Below are 21,536 nucleotides of genomic sequence, written 5' to 3'. Positions count from 1 at the left end.
CGCCGCCGCGTGGGATGGGGCATGCGACTGACGTTGACGATCGGTGCTTCGCCGTTGCGGCGATGGCATCTCCTGCTGATCGCTCGCCTGAGCGGCATTCAGGGCCTCGATCTATCGATTTCGCTGCCGGAGGCCGATCCGGCCGACCAGAGCGGGCTCGGCCTTCTGTTTCGCGTCGAAGGCCTCCTCCACGGCCTGCGGCCCGATAGCCTGTTCGCCACGGCGCCCCGCAGCGCTGTGACGGTTCCGATCGGCCGGTCGGCGGGAGCTGCCGATCTGGTTCTGGATCTCGGCAAGGGAGCGACAGTCGTGCCGGGCCGTCGCTGGACCCTGCATGCCGACGGAGAGGCGGGAGAGGGCGCTCTCGTTGCTGCCTTGCTCGCCGGGCGGATGCCGCTGGTCGAACTGAAGGAAGGCGGCGAACTGATCGCCGCCGGCCGCCCGGGAACCGAGTATGGCCGCGTCCTTCTGGCGACGCTGGACGACGTCCTCAGCCGGCTGGTGACGCTGATCGTTGCCGCCGTGTCCGGCGGGCGACTGCGTGTTCCGGCCCTGCCGGTGATGGAGGCCGAGCAGCCGGCGACGTCCGCGCCGCAAGCCGGCATCGCGAAGACCATCGTCAAGGCGGGGGTCTCGAAAGCGCTCGCACTGGTCTACCGGGCCTGTTTCCATGCGCCGCATTGGCGGGTCGGCTGGCGCAGGTTCGACGGCCCCGACCTGTTCGCGTTGAAACGGCATCCCGACAGCGGCTGGACCGATCTGCCGGATGACGGCACCCGCTTCTATGCCGATCCGTTTCCGATCCTGCACGAAGGCCGGCTCACGCTCTTCGTCGAGGATTTCGTCCATGCGACCGGCAAGGGCATCATCTCGGCGGTCGAGTTCGGATCGGACGGTCCGTTGGGCAGGCCCGAGCCCGTCTTCGAGCAGCCGGGGCACCTGTCCTATCCCTTCGTCTTCGCGCGGGACGGGGAGATCTGGATGATTCCGGAGAGCTGCAGCGCGGGGCGGGTCGACCTGTTCCGCGCCACCGCCTTCCCGGGCGGCTGGGTGAAGGAGGCGACCCTGATCGAGGGCGTCACCGCGAGCGACGCCACAATCATCGAGCGGGACGGGCTATGGTGGCTGTTCGCGACGGTGCGCGATGGCGGCGGGTCGTTCTCCGACGCGCTGCATCTGTGGTCGGCGCCGGATTTCCGAGGGCCCTGGACCCCGCATCGGCGCAATCCCGTGCTGATCGACATCGCCTCGGCGCGCCCCGCCGGCCGTATGGTCCTGCGTGACGGCCAATTGCTGCGCCCTGTGCAGGATTGCCGCCAGGGCTACGGCAAGGCGCTCGGCATCGCCCGCGTCACCCAACTCGACGATGCCGGTTTCGCGCAGGACATCGAGACCATCCTGGAGGCCGGTCCGCTCTGGCCCGGCCGTCGCCTGCACAGCCTGAACAGCGCCGGCGGCTTCGAATTCATCGATGGCTCGGCGATGGTTCGGCGGAATCCGCTGGCTCGGCGGAAGCCGGCGGACGCGAGCGCCAGTTCCTGAGGGCATGGCCGGCGCCGTCGGCCATCATGGCGAGCCGTCCGACCAGCGTGCGCGCGCCGGTCACCGAATCCAGCGTCTCGGATTGCGTGGCGAAGCGCCGCTTGAAATCCTCGCCGCCGCACATGAAGTCGACCATCTCCAAACCCTGGTCGATCGACCACTGGATATAATCCATCATCAGGACCATGCCGGGCGAGGCGCGCTCGAATTCCGGGTCGTAGGTGGTGATGAAGGCCATCATCCGCCGGCGCTGAACGACGTTGATCGAGACCGCGACGACGCTGCCGGCCAGTTCCAGCACGAAGACATGCAGGATGCCGAGCCGGGCCATCACGCCGACCAGCGCGGCAAGCGCGGGCGCGCCCTCATCGAACAGGTAGGAAGCGCGGCCATGCCGCTCCAGCCATTTGCGCTTGAGCGCGGCGACGCGCGCGAGCACCGGCTCCAGCGGCTCGTCCGGCGCCATCAGGCGGAAGCGGAGCTCGCCGCCTTCCTCCATGAATTTCCGGCCGCGCCGGTAGTTCTGCCGCGTCTTCTTCGACTGCGCCTCGAACCAGTCCGTGCCGCGCTGCCAGGGGCCGGCGACGCGATAGCTGATCTCGCTGCGATGGTTCGGGCGCAAGGTGCCCGCCGTGATGTCCGAGGCGATGATGCTCCGCATTGCGGCATCCGGCAGCAGCCGGTTGAGATAGAGCATGTCGAAGCGGCCGGTCGCGGCGATCTCCCACCACAGCGCGGCGACGGCATCGCGATTACGGTCCGGCGCCAGGAGGGCATCGCCGTAGTCGCTATGCTCCTTGGCCGCCCATTCCAGGACGGTGACGCCGCGGCGCCGGATCGTGGCGAAGGGCAGCACGGCTTCGAGTTCGGCGCCGTTCCACACCAGACCGATCACGAGGTCGCGGTCGTCGCGGCGTGTCGCGGTGCGCCACCAGGCATCGATCCAGGCATGGCTCTGGAAGACGAGGCCGTCGGCACGCTGCCACAGGGCGTCCCAGGCTGGCGCGAGCGCGGCGAACTCCTGATAGGAGGTGATCGTCTCGATGTGCCGGCCGCCTGCCGCGGCGAGCCGCTTCTGCCCGCTCACGACCGGGTTTCCTCGATATCCGGCGTGGCCTGCTGCTCGCTGGCGCGGGGGCGCAGGCGCAACCTGATCTGCCGCCACATCCGCTTCAGTGGCATCAGATAGAGACCGGAGAGGGACTGGTAGTCGCGGACATTGCGCTCCATCAGCCCGAACTTGAAGTCCTCGTCGGGCTTCGGCACGCAGAGCGTCCCGAAGAAGCGGTCCCAGAACGAGAAGAGCAGGCCGAAATTCTTATCGTAATGGCGCGGGTCGACGCTGTGATGCAACTGGTGCCAATGCGGGCACAGGACGACGTTGTTGAGCGATCCGAACGAGATCTTGAAATGGGTGTGCCTGACGAAGTCCATCATCAGGATGTTGCGCATCACATAGACATTGATGCCGAAGACGGTGAGTTCGACCAGATTGAGCGAGACCAGCGACCAGATGCCGAAGCAGATGCCGGGGATGACGCCGTCCCAGGCGCGGTTCATCAGTTCGTCCAGCGGGTGGACGCGGTCCTTGGTGATGCCGACCATCACCTCGGCGGAGTGATGGACCTTGTGCAGCTCCCACAGGATCGGGAAGCGGTGCTGCGCGACATGGTAGAAATAATAGGAGATGTCGTAGGCCAGCAGCATCGTCACGGTGAAGATCACCGTGGTGACCGGTCCGGCCGGGCCGGGGATCAGGGGTGCGTCGATCTGGAAGAGCGCCGCCAGCAGCCGGTTGGTCGCATAGCCGACCGCGACGACGAAGGTGATGCCCGCCGGCAGCATCAGGAAGGGCATGAGCGCCTTGCGCGTGACCCAGAACAGCAGGTCGGCCTTCGCCGAGGGGTGCGTGATGATCTCGTGGGGAAACACGAAATCGAAGAACTCGCGGAAGCTGCGCTCCTTCGTCGTCCTGAGATAGGCGACGAGCGCGCTCACCAGCGCCGTCAGCAGGAGCATCCCGGTTGCCACCAGGCTCGTCGCCGAGATCTTGTCGAGGATCTTGCCGATAAAATCGGCCATTTGCGCAAACATCGGCATCTCAATCATCGATGCGGGGGCCACATCATTGGCACGCTGGTGATTAAGGCTTCGGCCGACGGGATGAAAGGCCGATGCCCGGGGTTAAGCCATTTCTGGTTAAGCCCGGGCGACCGCATTCGCAGAATCCGGGGCTGCGCCATTCAGCGATCGGGCGACAGCTCCGCATGGACCAGGCGGTTGCGGCCCTCGTTCTTGGCGCGGAAGAGAGCAAGGTCGGCGGCATTGACCAGCCGGGCAGGATCGCCCTCGGCATCCGGCCAGGCGGTCGCGACGCCGACGCTGATCGTCACCCGGTCAGTGCCATGGGCTATATTCAGGTCGCGCACGCCCTGCACCAGCCGTTCGGCGACATGGCTCGCGCCTTCCTGCGGCACGCCGGTCAGGATCACCACGAATTCCTCGCCGCCGAAGCGCGCGGCGAGGTCGGTCGAGCGGGTCGAGCCGTCCTGGATCACATGCGCGACCTGCTTCAGCACGTCGTCGCCGGCGAGATGACCATAGGCGTCGTTGTAGCGCTTGAAATGGTCGACATCGATCATCAGCACCGAGAGCGGGCTTTCGGTGCGCTGGCAGCGCTTCCATTCGGCGGCGAGATATTCGTCGAAATAGCGGCGGTTGCCGAGGCCTGTGAGGCCGTCGATCCGGGTCAGGCGTTCCAGTTCGAGATTGGCGCGCATCAACTCGCGCTGGCTTTCGCGCAGCGCGCGATAGGCCTCGTCGCGCTGGAGATGATCGAGATAGGCGCGGGTGTGGTAGCGCACCCGGGCGATCAGTTCGAGCTTGTCGGGCAGCTTGACGAGATAATCGTTGGCGCCGGCCTGGAACGCCTCGCTCTTCGTCGACGGGTCCTCCTTGGTGGAGAGCACGATGACGGGCACGGCATGCAGGGCCGGATGCTTGCGATATTGCCGGACGAGGTCGAGCCCGTCGACGCCGGGCATGACGAGGTCCTGCAGGATGACCGTCGGCTTGACGCGCTGGGCGACCGCGATCGCCTCCAGCGGGTCGGTGCAATAGTGGAAGTCGAGATCACCATGATGGGCCAGCGCGCGACGGACGGCTTCGCAGACCATGACCTGGTCGTCGACCAGCAGGACCATGGACAGGTAGCTGTCGGCCGGAAGCGGGACGTCGGGCAGGGAGGATTTCGTTTCGCCTGTCATGGGAAAACCTTCATCAGGGCGACGGAGCGTACACCTCGGTCAGGCGAGGGGCGATCGCGCCCAGTGGTAGAATTTCGACGGCCGCGCCGATGGCGGCTGCAGCCTTGGGCATCCCGTAGACCGCGCTTGTGGCTTTGTCCTGCGCGATCGTCAAACACTGCCTGTCGCGCAACAGTTTCAGGCCACGGGCGCCGTCGCGGCCCATGCCCGTCAGCAGGACGCCGATCGGGTCTCCCTGCCAACTTTCCGCGACGCTCTCGAAGAACACGTCGACCGACGGACGATAGGGATAGTCGCGCGGCTCGGCCCGATAGCCGAGCTCGCCGCCCGGCTTGAAAACGAGATGATCGGGGCTTGCCGCGATCAGCACGGTGCCGCGCTCCGGCCTGTCGCCTTCGCGGGCCGGCCGGACGGGCAGGCGGCAATGCTCGCCGAGCCAGCTTGCGAAGCCCGGTACGAACTGCTCGTCGAGGTGCTGGACCAGGATGATCGCAGCCGGGAATTCGGGCGCGAGCCCACCGAGCAGGGTCGCCACGGCGGCTGGACCGCCGGCGGAGGCGCCGATGGCGACGAGACGCTGGGAGGGAGAGGCCGCGGCCGGCGGCCGGCGGGGGGGCGGGTTCACCGGTGGCAGGTTGCGCGACAGGCGACCGATCGTCGCGATGCGCGTCAGCAGGGCGGCCGTCTGCGCCGAGGTATGGCCGCCGAGACCGACGCTGGGAATGTCGACCGCATCAAGCGCGCCATGGCCCATCGCGTCGTAGACGCCGGAGACATTGGCATCGACGCTGGCGGTGACCAGCAGGATCGGGCAGGGCGTCTCGGCCATGATCCGGCGCGTGGCTTCGATGCCGTCCATCTCCGGCATGTTCAAGTCCATGAGGATGAGCTCGGGCCGGTCGCGTCGGCAGGCCTCGACCGCCTCGCGGCCGTTCATGGCGATCCAGGCGACCTCGTGCTCTGCCGTGGAAGCGATGACGCGTCGCAACAGCTCGACCGCCATCGGCAGGTCGTTGACCAGACCGATTCTCATGAAACGCCCCCACAGCGGATGCCCGGATTCATGGCTCGCCGATCAGGTCGACGACCGCATGGATCAAAGTTTCGTCGTGGAAGCTCCCCTTGGTCAAATAGTAATCCGCGCCGGCATCGAGGCCGCGGCGGCGATCCTCCTCGCGGTCCTTGTAGGAGACGATCATCACCGGCAGGTTGCGCAGGTTGGGGTCGCGCTTGATCAGGGTGACGAGCTCGATGCCGTCCATGCGGGGCATGTCGACATCGGTCACGACGAGGTCGAACGGATCGGAGCGCACCGCGTTCCAGCCATCCATGCCGTCTACGGCGACCTCGACCTCGAAACCGTGATGGTCGAGCAGCTTGCGCTCCAGTTCGCGCACCGTCAGCGAATCGTCGACGACGAGGACGCGCTTGCGCCGCTTCTGGCCGGTGCGCGCCACACTACGCTCCAGCGTCCTGAGGCGCCCGCCCGAGACCAGCTTGTCCATCGAGCGGATCAGGTCCTCGACATCGAGGATCAGGACCGGCGAGCCATCGTCCATCAGGGCGGCGGCGCTGACATCCTTGACCTTGGCGAGGCGCGGGTCGAGCGGCCTGACCACGAGCTCGCGCTCGCCGAGAAAGCGGTCGACCACCAGCGCATAGAGATTGTCGCCCTCGCCGACGACTACCGTCGGCAACTCCGCTTCGCCGATCGCGGCTTCGCCCCGGCCGAGGACCTCATGGGCAGTGACGAGCCCGACCTGCTGCTCGCCATGGCGGAAATGCGGACGGCCTTCGAGCAGCTCGATCTTGTCGCGCGGCAGCCGCAGGGCGCGGGCGATCGCGGCGAGCGGCAGGGCATAGGGCTCGCCGTCGATCTCGACGAGGAGGGCACGGATCACCGAGAGCGTCAGCGGGAGCTGGAGCTGAAAGCGGGTGCCGATGCCAGGCTCCGAGGCAACGGTGACCTGGCCGCGGACCTGCCGGACCATCGCCTGCACGGCATCGAGGCCGACACCGCGGCCGGAAATGTCGCTGACCGTCGCCTTCATCGAGAAGCCGGGCAGAAAGAGGAATTCGAGCAGCTCCTCCTCGCTGAGGTCCCAGACGGTTTCGGCCATGGTCAAACCGCGGGCGAGCGTCGCCTGGCGGAGCGCCTCGATATCGATGCCGCCGCCATCGTCCGAGACGATGATCTGGAGCAGGCCGGCATTATGCCGGGCTTCGAGCCGGACCAGGCCCTCCGCCGACTTGCCGGCGGTGCGGCGCTGCTCGGGCGCCTCGATGCCGTGATCGACCGCGTTACGAAGGAGATGGCCGAGGGGCGCGTCGAGCTGGTCGAGGATATCCCGGTCGATGCTGGTGGCGCCACCGACGATGTCGAGGCGCACCGTCTTGCCCAGTGCGCGACCGATATCGCGGACATTGCGCTCGAAATGCCGGACTCCATCCTCGAAGGGGCGCATCCGGCTTGCCAGCGTCTCGTCGTAGAGCCGGTTGGCGAGATCGGTCGCGCGCCGGTCGACCGTGTCCATCTCGTCGAGACGCTGGGCGAGGAGCGCCTGGCCCTCAGCCAGCTTGAGCTGTGCGGTCGCCAGTGCCTGTGCCGCCCTGCCGACGCCATCGGCGGGCATTGCGGCCTGCAGGTCCTCGAAGCTCTTGGCGAGCTCGGCCTGGACGCGCCGCAGCCGCAACAAACCGTCATTGAACGGGCGCAGCCGGCGCGCCGACATCAGCGATTCACCGGCAAGGCCGAGCAGGCGGTTCAGGCTGTCGGCGGTGACCCTGACCATGCGCTCGCCGGTCGCGGAATCTCCGATAGGCGCAGGCGTTTCGGGGAGGGCAGCAGGCGGGGGAAGCGGCTCTGCGCCGGGTGCCATGCCGGCCGGGTTAGCGTCTGGACCGGATGCGCCCGGCGAGGGTGCGTCGCTCGTCTGGGAAGCGCTGCGCAAGGTCTGTGCGAAGGCCTCGATCCGTCCTCCGGTCTGAGTGTCCGGCTCTCCTGATCCGGAAGCGATTTCGCCGAGCAGGTCGATGCCAGCGAGCAGCGCGTCGATATGCCTGCGGTTCAGCCGGATCTTGCCGTGCTGGGCGGCGACGAGGCATTCCTCCATCTCGTGCGCGACCTGCACGGCCGGCGCGAGATCGATGATGCGGGCGGCGCCCTTCAGCGAATGGGCGGCGCGCATGCAGGCTTCGAGATGGACGGCGGCGGTCGGATCACGTTCCAAAGCAAGCAGGCCGGTCGTGAAGGCCTGCGACTGCGCCGCAAGCTCCGCCCGGAACAGTTCGAGCATCGAGAGGTCGCTGAGATCCTCGCCGCTCATGCGATGCTCCGGTCGATCAGGTCGAGCAGGCGCTTGGCATCGAGGCAGCCGACCGCGCGTCCGTTCCACGGGATCATCGTCTCGACGACGCTGGCCGCCGCGCGGCCGACCGTCGCCGGCACCGCGCCGCGCTCATGGGCGCGATGGCCGTGCAGGCCATGGACTTCGTCGACCTCGAAGGCGACGTGCCTGGTCTCCTCGCCGGTGACGACGAGGCGCGGGAAAATCGCGATCCGCTCGGCGCCGCGCGTTGCGGCCGCGGCTCCGATGCCGAGCAGAGCGGGCAACGAGACGCAGATGAGGAGTTCACCCCGGACATTCACGATGCCGCGGACAGCCTCGCTGCGGCGATGCGGCAGGGAGTGAACCGCGCGCGGCTCCGCGATCTCGCGGCAGATCCCCGCCGGCAGGCCGAGCCATTCCTCGCCGATGCGGAAGATCAGAACGCTGTCGACCTCTTCGCCTTCGGGCGTCTTCTCGTCGGGCCTGGCGAAATGTCGTGTCCATTCGTCGCGGTAGCCCGGCGGCAAGGGACGATCGAGCAGCTTGCGGGCGATCTGCGCATGGGTCGGGCAGTTGCGGCAATGGAGATGCTCGTCCAGCTCCGGGCAGGAGCGGTCGCCGCTGACGCCGATCTCGCGCCAGCATTCGGCGATGTCGTCGGTCGTCATCGGATCGGTATCGGCGGGCATCAGGTGCCGCTCCGCTTCGTCAGCCGGTCGAGCCGGTCGGCCAGGGCCTTGGCGCCGCTATGATCGCCTCGTCGCTGCTGGAGCAGCCTGAGCTGGGCCAGTGCCCGCTGGTGGTCCGGGGCGAGATAGAGCGCCTTGCGGTAGTTCCGCATGGCGTCCTCCATCGCATCGGCCGCGTCATGGGCGAGCCCCAGCCAGTAGAACGCATCCGGCGAGGGGCCGAATTCGGCGATATGGCGCTCTGCGGCTGCGCTCACCTCGGCGAGCCGCCCGGCATCGGCGGCGCGCTCGATCCCGGCCAGGCTGGCTGCTGCCCGATCCGGCACGGGCGCGGACGGCGCGGCGAGCGGCGCCTTCTGGGTGAAGGGACGTGGCGTCGAGAGCGGTGCGGCCGGTTTGGCCTGGAGCGAGGGGGCAGCCTTCGCCGGAGTCGGCGGTGGCTTTCGCGCAGCCGGCGGCTCGGCGGGTTTCCCACGGGCGGCCTGTGCCTTCATGAACGCGAATGCTCGCGGAAAGCGTACCGATGCGAAGCCGAGCAGGGGCGGCAGGCCGGATTCGGCCGGGCCGACCAGCAGCAGGCCGTCATCGGCCAGCATCTGCCGGAGCCGGATCAGCGCCGCGCCTTGTGTCTCGCGGTCGAAATAGATCAGCAGGTTTCGGCAGAAGGCGACGTCATAGGCCTCCTGGCCGGCATTCGTTGCCGTGGCCAGCACATTGCCGAGGCGGAAGCGGACGTGCCGGCGGACGATGTCATGTGGTCTGAAACCACCGTCACAGGCCTCGAAATAGCGATCGCGAAAGGCGATATCGGTGCCGCGGAAGGAATTCTTGCCGTAGATGGCGCGCTCGGCATGGACGAGGTTGCGGGTGCTGATGTCGATCGCGTCGATCTGGAAGCTACCATCCGGAAAGCCGGCATCGAGAAGGGCCATCGCGATGGAATAGGGCTCCTCGCCGGTCGAGCAGGGCAGGCTGAGCAGCCTCAGCGGGCGATTGCCGGTCCGGTGCTCGCGCAGATGCCTGACCATCGCACCGAAGGCCTCACGATCGCGAAAGAACCAGGTCTCGGGGACGATGACCGCGTCGACCAGCTCCTGTCGCTCGGCCGGGCTCTCGGTCACGAAGGCCCAATAGGCGTGAAGGTCGGGGATGGCGCAGGCCGTCATCCGCCGCTTGAGGGCATGGCGGATCACGGAGGCGCCGACCGTCTCCATGCTCAGGCCGATGGTTTCCCTGAGCAGCTTCTCGAAATCCCGGATCGGAGCGGTCTCGTCCATCACGGCTTTGTCGCTTGCTGACGGAACAGGATGTCGCGGATTTCGGGCGTGAGCAAAGCCTCGCCCCGGACCCATTGGATCAGGCCGCGCTCATCGCTGGCGACCGGGCCGAGATAGGGCGGCATGCCGGCCTCGACGCCGGAGGTGGTGAAATCCGCCGCATCGCGCGCGATGGTCTCGACCGCCTGCTCGACCAGCAAGCCGAGAAGGTCGTCGCGGCCGGGACCGGAGGGGTAGCGCAGGAGGATGATGCGGGTGCTCAGGCGCGGCTCGGCCGGGCGCCCGAGCGCCAGCACTGCGAGATCGATGACCGGCACCGGCCGGCCGCGATAGCTGATCGCGCCGGCCACGCCTGCGGGCGCGCCGGGCAATTGCTTGGTCGCGAGCAGCGGCAGCACGGCCTCGACCTGCCCGGTCTCGAGCACGTAGCGATCCCGCCCCAGCTGGAACATCAGAAACAGCATCGTGCGGTTCCGTTCCGCCCTTCCTGTCAGGCGCGCAGCTTGAAGCGCGAGATCGAGCTGCGCAGCCCGTTCGAGACCTGGTTGAGCTCGTCGATGGCGAGCGTCGACTGCTGCAGGGATTCGACCGTCTGCTGCGCGGCCTCGCTGAGCTGGGAGAGCGCCTCGCTGATCTGGCCGGCCCCGGTCGCCTGCGCCTGCATGCCTTCATTGGCCCCCTCGAAGCGCGGTACCAGCCCCTGGACCTGCTCGATGATCTCCGAGAGCTGGCCGCCGACCTGCTGGACCTCCTGCATGCCGCGCCGCACCTCCTCGGAAAACTTGTCCATGCCCATCACGCCGGCGGCGACGGCCGACTGGATGTCCTTGACCATCTGCTCGATGTCGTAGGTCGAGACGGCGGTCTGATCGGCGAGGCGGCGGATCTCTGTCGCGACCACCGCGAAGCCGCGACCATATTGCCCCGCCTTCTCGGCCTCGATCGCGGCATTGAGCGAGAGCAGGTTGGTCTGGTCGGCGACCTTGGTGATGGTGGTGACGACCTGGTTGATGTTGCCGGCCTTCTCGCTGAGGATCGCGAGCTTGGCGTTGATCGCGCCTGCGGCTTCCATCACCTGCCGCATCGTGCTTTCCATGCGCGCGAGCCCGGCCTGCCCGCCATTGGCGAGGGTGGCGGTCTGCTCGGCGACGGCCGAGACCTCGTCCATCGTGTGGGCGAGTTCGTTGGAGGTGGCGGAGATCTCCTTGGCAGTGGCGCCGATCTCGGTCGTGGTGGCGGCGATCTCGTTGGCGGTCGCCTGCTGTTCCTTCGAGGTCGCGGCAACCTCGGTGATCGAGGTGTTGACCTGGATGCTCGACTTCTGGATCTGGCCGATCAACCCGGCGAGATCGTCGGCCATGGCGTTGACGCCGTCGGCGACCGTGCTGAATTCGTCGCGCCGGGCGAGCGTCAGGCGCTCGCTGAAATCGCCGCGCCGCATCGTGTCGACGATGCCGAGCAGCTTGCCGAGCGGCACCGTGACGGCCCGAAACAGCAGATAGCCGCAGAGAATCGCGAGGATGAATGCGATCACGAAACAGACGATCAATCCGAGCTCGGCCGCCTCGACGATGGCGACGATCTTGCGGGTCGAAGCATCGGCTTCGGCCTTGTTGAACGCGATCATGGCCTTGGCCACGGACTGAATCCGGGCTGCGATCGGGTCCAGGTCTCGCTTCGCTGTTGCGCTCTGGTTGAGTGCCGGTTCATTGGCGCCTGAGAGCCTGCCCGCTGCGATGATCGGGTCCGCGGCTGCGATGAACTGGTCGAAGAGGTCTTTGAAAAGTGTGTGATTCTTCCGGTCTTCAGCGGTGGTGACGGCTGCGTCGTAGCTTCTGAGAAGCCCGCGCATGGCTTCGCGATTGGCGGCGACGGCTTCCGCGACCTGTCGCTTCTCCTCCGGGGTGTCGGCCAGCACGAACTCGCGGATCAATCCGCGCGTCTCCGTCCAGCTCGCCAAGAGCTGCGCGCTGATATCGAGGCCGGGAATGGTCTTGGCCTCGACCTCGATGGCCTGCCGCTGGGCCTGGAGGAACCAGAGATAGCTGGCGCCGGCCATGGCGGTCATCACTGCGAGGATCGCGGCGAAGCTGATCAGGATGCGGCGGCGTATCGTCAGGCTCTTCATCGCTCAATCCATCGTTGCGGCGCGCCGGTCGCTTCGGGCTGCTGCATGAGCCAAATCGTTCGCAGATCATTGTTAGCGAGGAGTTATTGCGTCTCCGTTGCGGAAACGCTTCGCAATGATAGCTGTGCAGTGTCGCGGCTGTGCCGTCAGGCCCTGCGGGCCTGCGGCAGGAAACGTTCGGCCGCGAAGGGCGCAGGGTCACACAGGGTCGGCGCGCCGGTCATCATTTCCGCGAGCAGGCGGCCGGTCGCGGGTCCTAAAGTGAAGCCGTGATGGGCGTGGCCGAAGGCGAACCAGAGGCCGCGATGGCGTGGCGCGGCTCCGATGATCGGCAGCATGTCGGGCAGGCAGGGACGGGCGCCGCGCCAGGGCTCGGCATCGAGGCGGCGGCCCAGAGGCACGATCTGCCGCGCGATGCGCTCGGCCCGGTCGAGCTGCCAGGAATCCGAGGGCTCGTCGCGGCCGGCGAGTTCTATCCCCGTGGTCAGGCGAATGCCACGCTGCATCGACGTCAGCACGAAGCCGGCCTGGGCATCGCAGAGCGGATGCCGCGGCGCGGCTTCGTGGGCGCTGTCGTAATGCATGTGGTAGCCGCGCTTGAAGCCGATCGGGAAGCGATAGCCGAAGCGCTCGATGAGGTCGCTGGACCATGGTCCCAGCGCGACGACGGTCTCCGGCGCGCGCCATTCCGCTCCGTCGACTGACAGGCGCCACTGCCCGTCCTCCTGATGCAGGCCGGTCGCGTCGGCCGGTTTCAGCAGGCCGCCGCGCGCGACGAAGAGTGCTGCATAGGCGCGCGTCACCGCGCCGGGGTCGCTGACCGTGACCGGGTCGCGCCAATGCACCGCGCCGGCGACGCTGCCGGTGAGCAGGCCGGGCTCCAGGCGGCGCAGCGCGGCGTCATCGAGCAGATCATAGCTGAGGCCGTAGGCAGCCAGTTCGGCCGCCCCGCGGGTCGCCAGATCGAGGCCTTTCTGCGTGCGATAGAGCTCGATCCAGCCTTCGCCGCGCATCAGGGCCTCGGTGCCGGCCGCTTGCGTCCAGCGCCGGTGCTCATCGATGCAGCGCTCGATCAAGGGCAGGATGGCGCGGCCGAGCCTGTCGAGCCGGTCAGGGGCCGAGTTCCACCAGTAGCGCGCGAGCCAGGGCGCCATCCGCAGCAAGGCCGCCGGGCGGTAGCGCACGGCGATGGAGCGGTTCGAGGCGAGGCTCGCCAATGTCGCGAGATCGCGCGGGAAAGCATAGGGCACGACGGAGGAGCGCTCGATCAGCCCGGCATTGCCATGGCTGGTCTCGGCACCCGGTTCGCCGCGATCGACGAGCAGCACGCGCCGGCCACGCTCCTGCAGATGCAGCGCCACGCTGACGCCGACGATGCCAGCGCCGAGCACGATCACATCGGCCTGTCCTGTCGCGGTCGCCATCGTCGTCGGAATCCGTTCCATCTGCCCCAAGCCGGGCATAGCGGAAGCGAGCCCCACTTGAACAGGTTTTGCAAGAAAATAAAAACTGTTTGACAGTTTGAAAGAAAAATTTCTTGATCTCCCGGAACGCGGGAGTGCCGATGTCGCAGACGCTTCGCCAGAGATTGCAGGCCTGCCTCGCCAGCGGCTCCAAGGCCGACAAGGCGCTGGCGAGCTATATGCTGGCGCAGATGCCGAGCCTGCCCTTCGAGACGGCGGGGAGCCTGGCCGAGAAGGTCTCGCTCAGCGAGCCGACCGTCGGGCGCTTCTGCCGGACGCTCGGCTATAAGAGCCTGAAGGATTTGAAGGCCAGCCTCGCCGAGGAGATCGGCGACAGGCCCTGGCTGATCAGCGACCGCCTGCGCGATTTCCAGCAGCGCAGCCTTGCCGGCGACGATCAACTGGCGCGCAGCCTCCAGCTCGAGATCGCCGGTCTCGTGCGCATCTACGAGCTCGCCCAAAGCGAGGAGTGGAAGCGAGTGGCCCGCCGCCTGGCGACGGCGCCTTCCGTCCATGTCACGGGATTCCAGACCGAGCGGGGCCTCGCGCAATACCTTGCCAACCAGCTCCAGTATCTGCGCGACGGCGTGCATCTGGCCGATCTCGCGGCAGGCAATTTCTCGGAGCTGCTGCTGTCCGGGGAGGAGGGGCGCTGCCTCGTGATCTTCGAGGCGCGGCGCTATTCGCGCATGGCCAAGGTGCTGGCCGAGCAGGCGAAGGCGGCGGGCATCAGGACCACGCTGATCACCGATTCCTTCTGCGACTGGGGGCAGGGGCTCGTCGACGAGATGCTGGTCGTCTCGACCGAGTTCAACCTGTTCTGGGACTCGACCGCGCAGATGGCGAGCCTCAGCAACCTGCTGATCAACGCGGTCTTCGTCGAGCTCGGCCCGCAGGTCGAGACGCGCCTGAACCGGATGGCCGCGCTCTACGGCCATTTCACCGGCCATGCCGGGGACAGTTCCGGCCCGCTCGACTGACGGTCGGGACCTAAGCCGTTCGCAACATCTCGAAAACAAAGGGGAAGCGGGATGAAGACGATGATCAAGGGGAGCCTGCTGGCGCTGGGCCTGTCGGCGCTCGCCGCCTCCACGGCGCTGGCGCAGGAAGCCACGTTCGTGATGACCGCGCGCCTTGTCGGCGCGCCGACCTACAACCCGATCAAGGCGACGAAGCTCAACACGGCGACGACGCTGATCTTCGACCGGCTGGTGGTGCAGGATGCCGACCAGAGCTTCCACGGCCAGCTCGCGACGTCCTGGGAAACGAGCCCGGACGGCATGCTCTGGACCTTCAAGCTGAAGCCCGGCGTCAAGTTCCACAATGGCGAGCCGTTCAACGCCAAGACGATCGAATGGTGGGTGCCGCAGTTCAAGGGCACCGAGAACGCCTTCACCGTCGAGGCTGTCGACAAGGTCGAGGTGGTCGACGACCTGACCGTGCGCTTCCACATGAAGCACCCCGACCCGAACCTGCTGTTCAACCTCGCCAGCTCCTTCATGTGCGTGCCGGAGCCGAAATCCTACGAGGCGCTGGGCGACAAGTTCGGCGTGACCGAGGCGATCGGCACCGGCCCCTACAAGATGCAGCAGTTCACGGTCGGCCAACAGACCGTGCTCGTCCGCAATGACGACTACAAATGGGCCTCCGACCTCTCGAAGAACCAGGGGCCGGCCAAGTTCAAGAAGCTGACCTTCCGCGAGATCGGCGAGGAATCGACCGCCTATCTCGAACTCAAGACCGGCGGCGCTGACCTGCTCGTCAATGTCCCCACCGACTTCCTGCCGCGCATCCAGGCCGACAAGGCGGTGAAGCTCGTGACCATTCCCGGCAACGAGCTGGTCTATATGCCGATCAACACCAGCGTCGAGCCGTTCACCGACATCAAGGTGCGCGAGGCGACGGCCTTCGCCGTGAACCAGAAGGAAATCCTGACCAGCCTCTATGGCGGCAATGGCGCCGTCGCCGACACCTTTCTGATCTCCTCGCTGAAGGAGGCGCAGGTCGATCCGAGGTACAAGATCTCCTACGATCCGGAGCGCTCGAAGAAGGTGTTCGAAGCAGCCGGCTGGAAGCCGGGACCCGACGGCATCCGCATCAAGGACGGCAAGCGCCTCGAGGTGAAGCTCTGGGCCCAGAACGGCACCGAGTTCAAGCGCCTCGCCGAGATCGTCCAGGCGCAGCTCAAGGCCGTCGGCATGCAGGCCGAGATCAGCATCATCGATGCCGGCTCGATCAATGCGCAGTACCGCAAGAAGACCGAGCACCAGCTCGCGGTGCGTGCCTATCAGTGGACCAATGCCGATATCGTCGACTGGTTCTTCGCCGCCAAGCGCGCGGGCTACCCCAATGTCTCGATGTTCAACGATCCCGAGGCGGAGAAGCTCAACGACATCGCCATGAACAAGTCCAAGACCTGGGACGAGCGCGTCGCGAACTTCACGAAATACCACGAGTACGTGCTGTCGCAGTACCCGTTCGCGCCGATCTACCAGCCGGTGCAGAGCGTGGCCTATGGCAAGCGCATCACCGTGCCCGAGACGATCCGCGGCACCGGCTTCTACGGGCCGACCATGCTCGACATCGCGCCGGCGAACTGAGCCGGGACGACGTATCACGCGGGAGATCGATCCTTGCTGCGCTTCGCGATCCGGCGCCTCGCCATGCTGGTGCCGGTCTTCCTCGCCGTCTCGCTGGTGATCTTCATGATCATCCATCTCGTGCCGGGCGATCCGCTGGAGCATCTGATCCAGGTCGGCTCGTCGCCCGAGCAGCGGGCGCAGATGATCGCGCGCTACGGGCTGGACCAGCCGCTGCTGGTCCAGTACGGGCGCTGGCTCGCCAAGGTCGTCACCGGCGATTTCGGCGACGCCATCGTGATGCGCCAGCCGGTTTCGCAGCTCATCGCCGAGAACATGCCCCATAGCCTCGCGCTCGGCGGCACGGCGCTGCTCTTCTCGACGGTGGTCGGGATCGTCACCGGCGTGCTCGCGGCTTCCTTCCGCGACAGCCTGTTCGACCGGGCGGTGATGGGGTTCATCCTGCTGGGGTCGACGCTGCCGAGCTTCTGGCTGGCGCTCCTGATGATCCTGATGTTCGCCGTGCAGTTCGAATGGTTCCCGGTCTCGGGCGCACGCACTTGGGACGCGCTGGTGCTGCCGGCGCTGACCATCGGCATCGGCGGCACGGCGCTGATCGCCCGCGTCACCCGTGCCGCCATGGTCGAGATCTCGCAGCGGGATTTCGTGCGGGTGCTGCAGGCCAAGGGCGTGCCGTTCTGGCGCATCCAGCTCCGACACGTGCTGCAGCAGGCGATGCTGCCGGTGATGACCATTCTCGGCCTGCGCATCGGCTGGATTTTGGGTGGCGCGGTCACGGTTGAATATGTCTTCGCCCGGCCGGGGCTCGGTTCGCTGCTGATCACGGGCTTGGGCCAGCGCGACTATCCGCTGGTGCAGGGCTGCCTCTTGATGCTCGCGATCGCGGTGATGCTCGGCACGCTGATCGGCGATCTCGCCCAGGCTGCGCTCGATCCGCGTTTGCGTGAAGCGATGGGTGCACGATGAGCCGCAAATCCCTTGCTGGCCGCATCCTCCGCTCGCCACGCGGCGCCATCTGCGCGCTGTTCCTGCTCGCGCTCGTGCTCTGCGCGATCTTCGCGCCCTGGATCGCGCCTTACGATTACGCCGCGCAGAAGCTCTCCATGGCCAACACGCCGCCGTCAGTCGCGCATTGGCTCGGCACCGACGAATTCGGGCGCGACCTGCTCTCGCGCATCATCCAGGGCGCGCGCACCTCGCTCAGCGTCAGCGTGCTCTCGATCGCCTTGTCGGTGCTGATGGGCGCGACGCTGGGCGCCGCCGCAGGCTATTTCGGCGGCATCTTCGACAGGATCGTCACCGTCTTCGTCGACCTGACCTGGTCCTTTCCGGACATCCTGCTGGCGCTGATCCTGATCGCGATCCTGGGGCCCGGACTGCATTCCACCGCGATCGCCATCGCGATCGCCTATCTCGCCCAGTTCACCCGGCTGACGCGGGCGCAGGTGATGGCGCTGAAGGGCGAGCTCTTCGTCGATGCCGCGGTGACGGCGGGCGCCCGGCCGGGGCGCGTGCTCTTCCTGCATCTCCTGCCCAATGCGATGACGCCGGTCATCGTCGCCGGCATGCTGGCGACGGGCGATGCGATCGTGCTCGAAGCGACGCTCGGCTTCTTCGGGCTGGGCGCCCAGCCGCCCGTCCCGAGCTGGGGGGCGATGATGAGCTCCGGCACCGCGCAGATCTTCATCGCGCCCTGGATCATCATCTTCCCCGGCCTCGTCATCGCCACCACCGTCATCGCCATCAACCTGTTCGGCGATGCGCTGATCGAGGCGCTCGATATTCGCCGCCCGCTGCGGGACGGCTGACGACCACCATCGGACACAGAGAGAAAACCGCGAGGAACGCCATGAGCTTCACCGTCCTGACCGCCGAGTTCTCGCATGAGAGCAACACCTTCAGCCGCTGCCCGGCCGATTACGCCGCCTTCACCGATCGCGGCATCCAGCTCGGCGATGACGCCATCGCCGCGCGGGCCGAGGCCAACACGCCGATCGCCGGCTTTCTCGATATCGGCCGCCCGGCAGGGTGGAAGGTCATCCACGCGATCAGCGCCGCCGCCCAGCCTTCCGGGCCGGTGACGCGCGATGCCTTCGACCGCATCGCCGGCGTGATCGTCGAGGCCGCGAAGGCGCATGCCGGCAAGATCGACGGCGTGCTGCTCGGCCTCCACGGCGCCATGGTGACGGAGTTCTGCGAGGACGGCGAGGGCGAGTTGCTGGAGCGGGTCCGCGCCGTGCTCGGGCCTGACGTGCCGATCGGCATCACGCTTGATCCCCATGCCAATGTCACCCGCAAGATGACCGATCTCGCCAATATCGTCGTCTCCTACAAGACCTATCCGCATGTCGATGTGCGCGAGACCGGCAAGCTTGCGGCCGGCATCATGCAACGGACCATGAAGGGCGAGATCAGGCCGGTGACGCTGCGGGCCGAGCGGCCGATGCTGGAGGAGGTCAATGGCGGGCGTACCGATATCGGCCCGATGGTCGAGCGCATCGCCAAGGCCAGGGCCTATGAGAAGGAGGCGGGCGTCTTTGCCGTCAGCGTCAATGGCGGCTTCGGCAATGCCGATATCCACGAGGTCGGCCCGACCGTGCTCGTCACCTGCGACGGCGAGCGCGAGAAACACCAGGCCTTCGCCGAGGCGATGGTCGAGGACATGTGGCAGCGCCGCTTCGAGAAGGTCACGGAATTCCTCTCGGTCGAGGACGCGGTGGCTGAAGCCAGGTCCTATGTCGCGGCGAAGGGGCCGCTGATCATCGCCGACTACGCCGACAATCCCGGCGGTGGCGGCTATGGCGATGCGACGGGCCTGCTCAAGGGCATGATCGCAGCCGATCTCAAGGACGCCTGTTTCGGCCCGATGGTCGATCCGGAGGTCGCCGCTGAACTGCGCAAGGGCAAGCCGGGCTCGACGGTCTCGGTCAAGCTCGGCGGCAAGGTCGATCCCGAGATCGGCGGCGGGCCGCTTGAGCTGACCGGCATGCTCGTCAGCGTCAGCGACGGCGATTGGGTCGGCGACGGCCCGATGATGGGCGGGTTGCAGGCGAGCTGGGGGCCCTGTGCCGTGCTGCGCGTCGGCGATGTCGAGATCCTCGTCACCACCATCCGCGCCCAGATGAACGACCTGCAGCAGTTCCGCGCCTTCGGCATCGACCCGGCCGCGAAGCGTGTCGTCGGGCTGAAGTCGATGCAGCATTTCCGCGCCGCCTTCGAGCCTATCGCTGGCAAGGTCATCGTCTGCGACAGCGGGGCGCTCTGCACGCCCGATCTCAGCAAGCTGCCCTATCGCCGGGTGCGCCGGCCGCTCTACCCGCTCGACAAGGTGGCGTGAGGCCGCGAGCAGTCTTGAAATCGACGGGGCCGGCGCGGCGACGCATCGGCCCTGTTCGCATTGGCGCGGGAGTGCGGTACCCTATCTAAATTTTGAGATTCGATTGCCCTGCGAGAGGCCCGATGTCCATCCGCTTCGATGAGATTGGCAAGCGCCTCAAGGCCTATCGGCTGGGGCGTGGGCTTCCGGCCGAGGATGTCGCGGAAAGCCTGGGAATTTCGCGGGCGGCCGTCTACCGGATCGAGAGCGGCGGCGTCGTCAAGATCGAGACGCTGGAGCGGCTGGCTGCCGTGCTGGAGACGACGGTCGCGTCGCTGCTCGGGGCCGGCGTCGAGTATTATTCGAGCCCGGTCAGCTATTTCGAGCGCATGCGGCAGATCGAGGAGCAGTCCGATCAGGTCGTGGCGCATTTCCCGCCGCTCTCCTACCTGCTGACCTCGGCGGCCTATTCGGACTTCCTCCGGGCGACCCTGATCGAGGCCCTGCCGGCCCATCTCGCCGACCGCGACGGGGCTGTGGCCGAGATCGATGCGATCATCGCAATCCTCGACGAGCGCAAGGCGACCCGGAAGCGCCGGCGGCTCAGCGTCGTCAACTTCGTCAATGTGCTGGAGATCGAGCGCTGGCTGAAGCTCGGCATCGTCGGCCGTTTCAGCCTGCCGCCGGAGGAGCAGGCGCGCCGGCGCCGTGCCGCTCGCCACGAGGTCGAGCACCTGATCGCGCTGATCGAGGCCGAGCCGATGGGTGTGCAGATCGGCCTGATCGAGGAAACGCTGCCCAATATCACCTTCCAGCTCTTCCGCAGCGAGGAACGGACGCTGCTCGGCCTGAGCCCGTATCGGCTGGGCGGGGAACTGCCGAATGTCCGCTCCGGCATCGCCATGCTGACCGCCGACGAGCAGCCGGTGCGCCTCTACGAGCAGTTGAGCGAGGACCTCTGGAGCCGCGCCCGCAAGGGCGGCGAGGCCGGCGCCGCGCTGCGGGCGGTGGTCGAGCGGTCGGGTATCGCGCTGGGCTGATTTTCCGATTTGCACCGAAACACGCGGGTCATCCTGGGCTCGACCCGGGATCCATTCCTGAACGTTGGCGATTGAGGTTCAGGCATGGATCCCGGATCTTCGCTTCGCTGCCTCCGGGATGACCAGCGTGGAAGAGAACCGGAGGTTTCCGGTAGACGCCGCATATTCTCTCTGTCGCAAAATTGAGATTTGATCTTGTAATTGAGATTTAGCTGTGCGACGGATTCGCATGGCGCCGGGCGCGGCTATGGTCCGGCGGCTTTCAGAATTCTCGTGGCGGGGCCGGAGCCCAGGACCACCAAGCGGCGCGCAAAGCGCCCCGAGAATGAGGGCCCGAGGCCCGAACTCATTGAGCATGATCTGCGCAGGGGCGGACGCGCGCGCGTCCGCCGGCTCACTGTTTTCCGGTGCCCGGCGACGGTTCGAGACAACAAAAAGGGGACGTCATCATGAGCGATATCCAGGCATCGAGCGCGGGCTCGATCGAGGGCTCCGGCCCGACCGAGGTCGACGGCAAGGCGCGCAAGGCCTTGTGGGGCGCGGCGATCGGCTATGCGATGGACGGGTTCGACCTCCTGATCCTCGGCTTCATGCTGCGGGCGATCTCGGCCGACCTGCAGCTCAGCCAGGCCCAGGCCGCCTCGCTGGTCACCGCGACGCTGGTCGGCGCCGTGCTCGGCGGCATCGGCTTCGGCATGCTGTCGGACCGTATCGGCCGCGTCCGCGTGCTGACCTGGACGATCGTCCTCTTCGCCGTCTTCACCGGCATGTGCGCGCTCGCCCAGGGTTACTGGGACCTGCTGATCTACCGCACCATCGCCGGCCTCGGGCTCGGCGGCGAGTTCGGCATCGGCATGGCGCTGGTCGCCGAGGCCTGGCCGGCCTC

At 67.1% G+C, this 21,536-nt stretch carries 18 protein-coding genes; 8 read left to right on the top strand and 10 right to left on the bottom strand.

What is annotated here, in order from left to right; translation table 11 throughout:
* The first annotated feature begins 21 nt into the window (after positions 1 to 21).
* Positions 22 to 1,542 carry a hypothetical protein gene (locus ASE61_RS17910; protein WP_061969215.1) on the top strand — a complete coding sequence of 507 codons (1,521 nt, stop codon included), beginning with the start codon at positions 22 to 24 and terminating at the stop codon, positions 1,540 to 1,542.
* Here the strand turns inward: ASE61_RS17910 and ASE61_RS17905 are convergent.
* The 10 genes from ASE61_RS17905 to ASE61_RS17860 all read right to left on the bottom strand — a co-directional run bounded on the left by ASE61_RS17905 (position 1,466) and on the right by ASE61_RS17860 (position 13,655).
* A complete protein-coding gene (locus ASE61_RS17905; protein ID WP_061969213.1) occupies positions 1,466 to 2,629 on the bottom strand; it encodes a GNAT family N-acetyltransferase in 1,164 nt (387 codons plus the stop codon). The two genes, ASE61_RS17910 and ASE61_RS17905, sit on opposite strands and share 77 nt — an antisense overlap.
* Entirely contained in the window at positions 2,626 to 3,624 is a 999-nt protein-coding gene (locus tag ASE61_RS17900; RefSeq protein WP_061970221.1) for a sterol desaturase family protein, read from the bottom strand. The genes ASE61_RS17905 and ASE61_RS17900 overlap by 4 nt, the downstream gene beginning before the upstream one ends.
* Before the next feature lie 161 nt (positions 3,625 to 3,785).
* On the bottom strand, positions 3,786 to 4,808 hold the full coding sequence (locus ASE61_RS17895) for a response regulator (RefSeq protein ID WP_061969211.1): 1,023 nt from the start codon (positions 4,806 to 4,808) through the stop codon (positions 3,786 to 3,788).
* 13 nt (positions 4,809 to 4,821) lie between these two features.
* Complete coding sequence (locus ASE61_RS17890; RefSeq protein ID WP_061969209.1) at positions 4,822 to 5,841, bottom strand: chemotaxis response regulator protein-glutamate methylesterase; 1,020 nt, start codon at positions 5,839 to 5,841, stop codon at positions 4,822 to 4,824.
* A 28-nt stretch (positions 5,842 to 5,869) separates the two neighbouring features.
* On the bottom strand, positions 5,870 to 8,134 hold the full coding sequence (locus ASE61_RS17885; RefSeq protein ID WP_061969207.1) for a hybrid sensor histidine kinase/response regulator: 2,265 nt from the start codon (positions 8,132 to 8,134) through the stop codon (positions 5,870 to 5,872).
* Positions 8,131 to 8,826 carry a chemotaxis protein CheW gene (locus ASE61_RS17880; protein WP_061969205.1) on the bottom strand — a complete coding sequence of 232 codons (696 nt, stop codon included), beginning with the start codon at positions 8,824 to 8,826 and terminating at the stop codon, positions 8,131 to 8,133. The genes ASE61_RS17885 and ASE61_RS17880 overlap by 4 nt, the downstream gene beginning before the upstream one ends.
* A complete protein-coding gene (locus ASE61_RS17875; RefSeq protein ID WP_061969203.1) occupies positions 8,826 to 10,103 on the bottom strand; it encodes a CheR family methyltransferase in 1,278 nt (425 codons plus the stop codon). Before ASE61_RS17875 ends, ASE61_RS17880 begins: the two co-directional genes overlap by 1 nt.
* Positions 10,103 to 10,567 carry a chemotaxis protein CheW gene (locus ASE61_RS17870; RefSeq protein ID WP_061969201.1) on the bottom strand — a complete coding sequence of 155 codons (465 nt, stop codon included), beginning with the start codon at positions 10,565 to 10,567 and terminating at the stop codon, positions 10,103 to 10,105. Before ASE61_RS17870 ends, ASE61_RS17875 begins: the two co-directional genes overlap by 1 nt.
* Before the next feature lie 26 nt (positions 10,568 to 10,593).
* Complete coding sequence (locus ASE61_RS17865; RefSeq protein ID WP_061969199.1) at positions 10,594 to 12,231, bottom strand: methyl-accepting chemotaxis protein; 1,638 nt, start codon at positions 12,229 to 12,231, stop codon at positions 10,594 to 10,596.
* A gap of 146 nt (positions 12,232 to 12,377) precedes the next feature.
* A complete protein-coding gene (locus ASE61_RS17860; protein ID WP_061970219.1) occupies positions 12,378 to 13,655 on the bottom strand; it encodes an NAD(P)/FAD-dependent oxidoreductase in 1,278 nt (425 codons plus the stop codon).
* 140 nt (positions 13,656 to 13,795) lie between these two features.
* Between ASE61_RS17860 and ASE61_RS17855 the strand changes: the two genes are divergently transcribed.
* From ASE61_RS17855 to ASE61_RS17825, 7 genes are all read left to right on the top strand, one after another.
* Positions 13,796 to 14,674: a MurR/RpiR family transcriptional regulator gene (locus ASE61_RS17855; RefSeq protein WP_061969197.1), complete on the top strand. Its 879-nt coding sequence runs from the start codon at positions 13,796 to 13,798 to the stop codon at positions 14,672 to 14,674.
* Positions 14,675 to 14,725: 51 nt separating this feature from the next.
* Positions 14,726 to 16,294: an ABC transporter substrate-binding protein gene (locus ASE61_RS17850; protein ID WP_061969195.1), complete on the top strand. Its 1,569-nt coding sequence runs from the start codon at positions 14,726 to 14,728 to the stop codon at positions 16,292 to 16,294.
* A 33-nt stretch (positions 16,295 to 16,327) separates the two neighbouring features.
* Positions 16,328 to 17,260, top strand: a complete 933-nt coding sequence (locus ASE61_RS17845; RefSeq protein ID WP_061969193.1) for an ABC transporter permease — start codon at positions 16,328 to 16,330, stop codon at positions 17,258 to 17,260.
* The gene (locus ASE61_RS17840; protein WP_061969191.1) at positions 17,257 to 18,102 is read left to right on the top strand and encodes an ABC transporter permease; all 846 of its coding nucleotides are present in this window, start codon (positions 17,257 to 17,259) and stop codon (positions 18,100 to 18,102) included. The genes ASE61_RS17845 and ASE61_RS17840 overlap by 4 nt, the downstream gene beginning before the upstream one ends.
* 41 nt (positions 18,103 to 18,143) lie before the next feature.
* Positions 18,144 to 19,631 carry a M81 family metallopeptidase gene (locus tag ASE61_RS17835; protein ID WP_061969189.1) on the top strand — a complete coding sequence of 496 codons (1,488 nt, stop codon included), beginning with the start codon at positions 18,144 to 18,146 and terminating at the stop codon, positions 19,629 to 19,631.
* A gap of 122 nt (positions 19,632 to 19,753) precedes the next feature.
* A complete protein-coding gene (locus ASE61_RS17830; protein WP_061969187.1) occupies positions 19,754 to 20,650 on the top strand; it encodes a helix-turn-helix domain-containing protein in 897 nt (298 codons plus the stop codon).
* Positions 20,651 to 21,099: 449 nt separating this feature from the next.
* Positions 21,100 to 21,536, top strand: a 437-nt coding sequence (locus tag ASE61_RS17825) for an MFS transporter (RefSeq protein WP_156407146.1), incomplete at its 3' end; no start/stop codon positions are given.

The sequence above is a fragment of the Allobosea sp. Root670 genome (genome assembly GCF_001429415.1).
GTDB lineage: Bacteria > Pseudomonadota > Alphaproteobacteria > Rhizobiales > Beijerinckiaceae > Allobosea > Allobosea robiniae.
The sequence above is the reverse complement of the archived record's forward strand: the minus strand, read 5'-3'. Positions and strand labels throughout refer to the sequence as shown.

Excerpts from the sequence above, each read along its gene's own strand:
- ASE61_RS17890 (WP_061969209.1), bottom strand. The coding sequence starts at position 5,841 with ATGAGAATCGGTCTGGTCAACGACCTGCCGATGGCGGTCGAGCTGTTG.
- ASE61_RS17850 (WP_061969195.1), top strand. The coding sequence starts at position 14,726 with ATGAAGACGATGATCAAGGGGAGCCTGCTGGCGCTGGGCCTGTCGGCG.
- ASE61_RS17855 (WP_061969197.1), top strand. The coding sequence starts at position 13,796 with ATGTCGCAGACGCTTCGCCAGAGATTGCAGGCCTGCCTCGCCAGCGGC.
- ASE61_RS17895 (WP_061969211.1), bottom strand. The coding sequence starts at position 4,808 with ATGACAGGCGAAACGAAATCCTCCCTGCCCGACGTCCCGCTTCCGGCC.
- ASE61_RS17885 (WP_061969207.1), bottom strand. The coding sequence starts at position 8,134 with ATGAGCGGCGAGGATCTCAGCGACCTCTCGATGCTCGAACTGTTCCGG.
- ASE61_RS17900 (WP_061970221.1), bottom strand. The coding sequence starts at position 3,624 with ATGGCCGATTTTATCGGCAAGATCCTCGACAAGATCTCGGCGACGAGC.
- ASE61_RS17865 (WP_061969199.1), bottom strand. The coding sequence starts at position 12,231 with ATGAAGAGCCTGACGATACGCCGCCGCATCCTGATCAGCTTCGCCGCG.
- ASE61_RS17835 (WP_061969189.1), top strand. The coding sequence starts at position 18,144 with ATGAGCTTCACCGTCCTGACCGCCGAGTTCTCGCATGAGAGCAACACC.
- ASE61_RS17860 (WP_061970219.1), bottom strand. The coding sequence starts at position 13,655 with ATGGCGACCGCGACAGGACAGGCCGATGTGATCGTGCTCGGCGCTGGC.
- ASE61_RS17880 (WP_061969205.1), bottom strand. The coding sequence starts at position 8,826 with ATGCCCGCCGATACCGATCCGATGACGACCGACGACATCGCCGAATGC.
- ASE61_RS17875 (WP_061969203.1), bottom strand. The coding sequence starts at position 10,103 with ATGGACGAGACCGCTCCGATCCGGGATTTCGAGAAGCTGCTCAGGGAA.
- ASE61_RS17910 (WP_061969215.1), top strand. The coding sequence starts at position 22 with ATGCGACTGACGTTGACGATCGGTGCTTCGCCGTTGCGGCGATGGCAT.
- ASE61_RS17840 (WP_061969191.1), top strand. The coding sequence starts at position 17,257 with ATGAGCCGCAAATCCCTTGCTGGCCGCATCCTCCGCTCGCCACGCGGC.
- ASE61_RS17830 (WP_061969187.1), top strand. The coding sequence starts at position 19,754 with ATGTCCATCCGCTTCGATGAGATTGGCAAGCGCCTCAAGGCCTATCGG.
- ASE61_RS17870 (WP_061969201.1), bottom strand. The coding sequence starts at position 10,567 with ATGCTGTTTCTGATGTTCCAGCTGGGGCGGGATCGCTACGTGCTCGAG.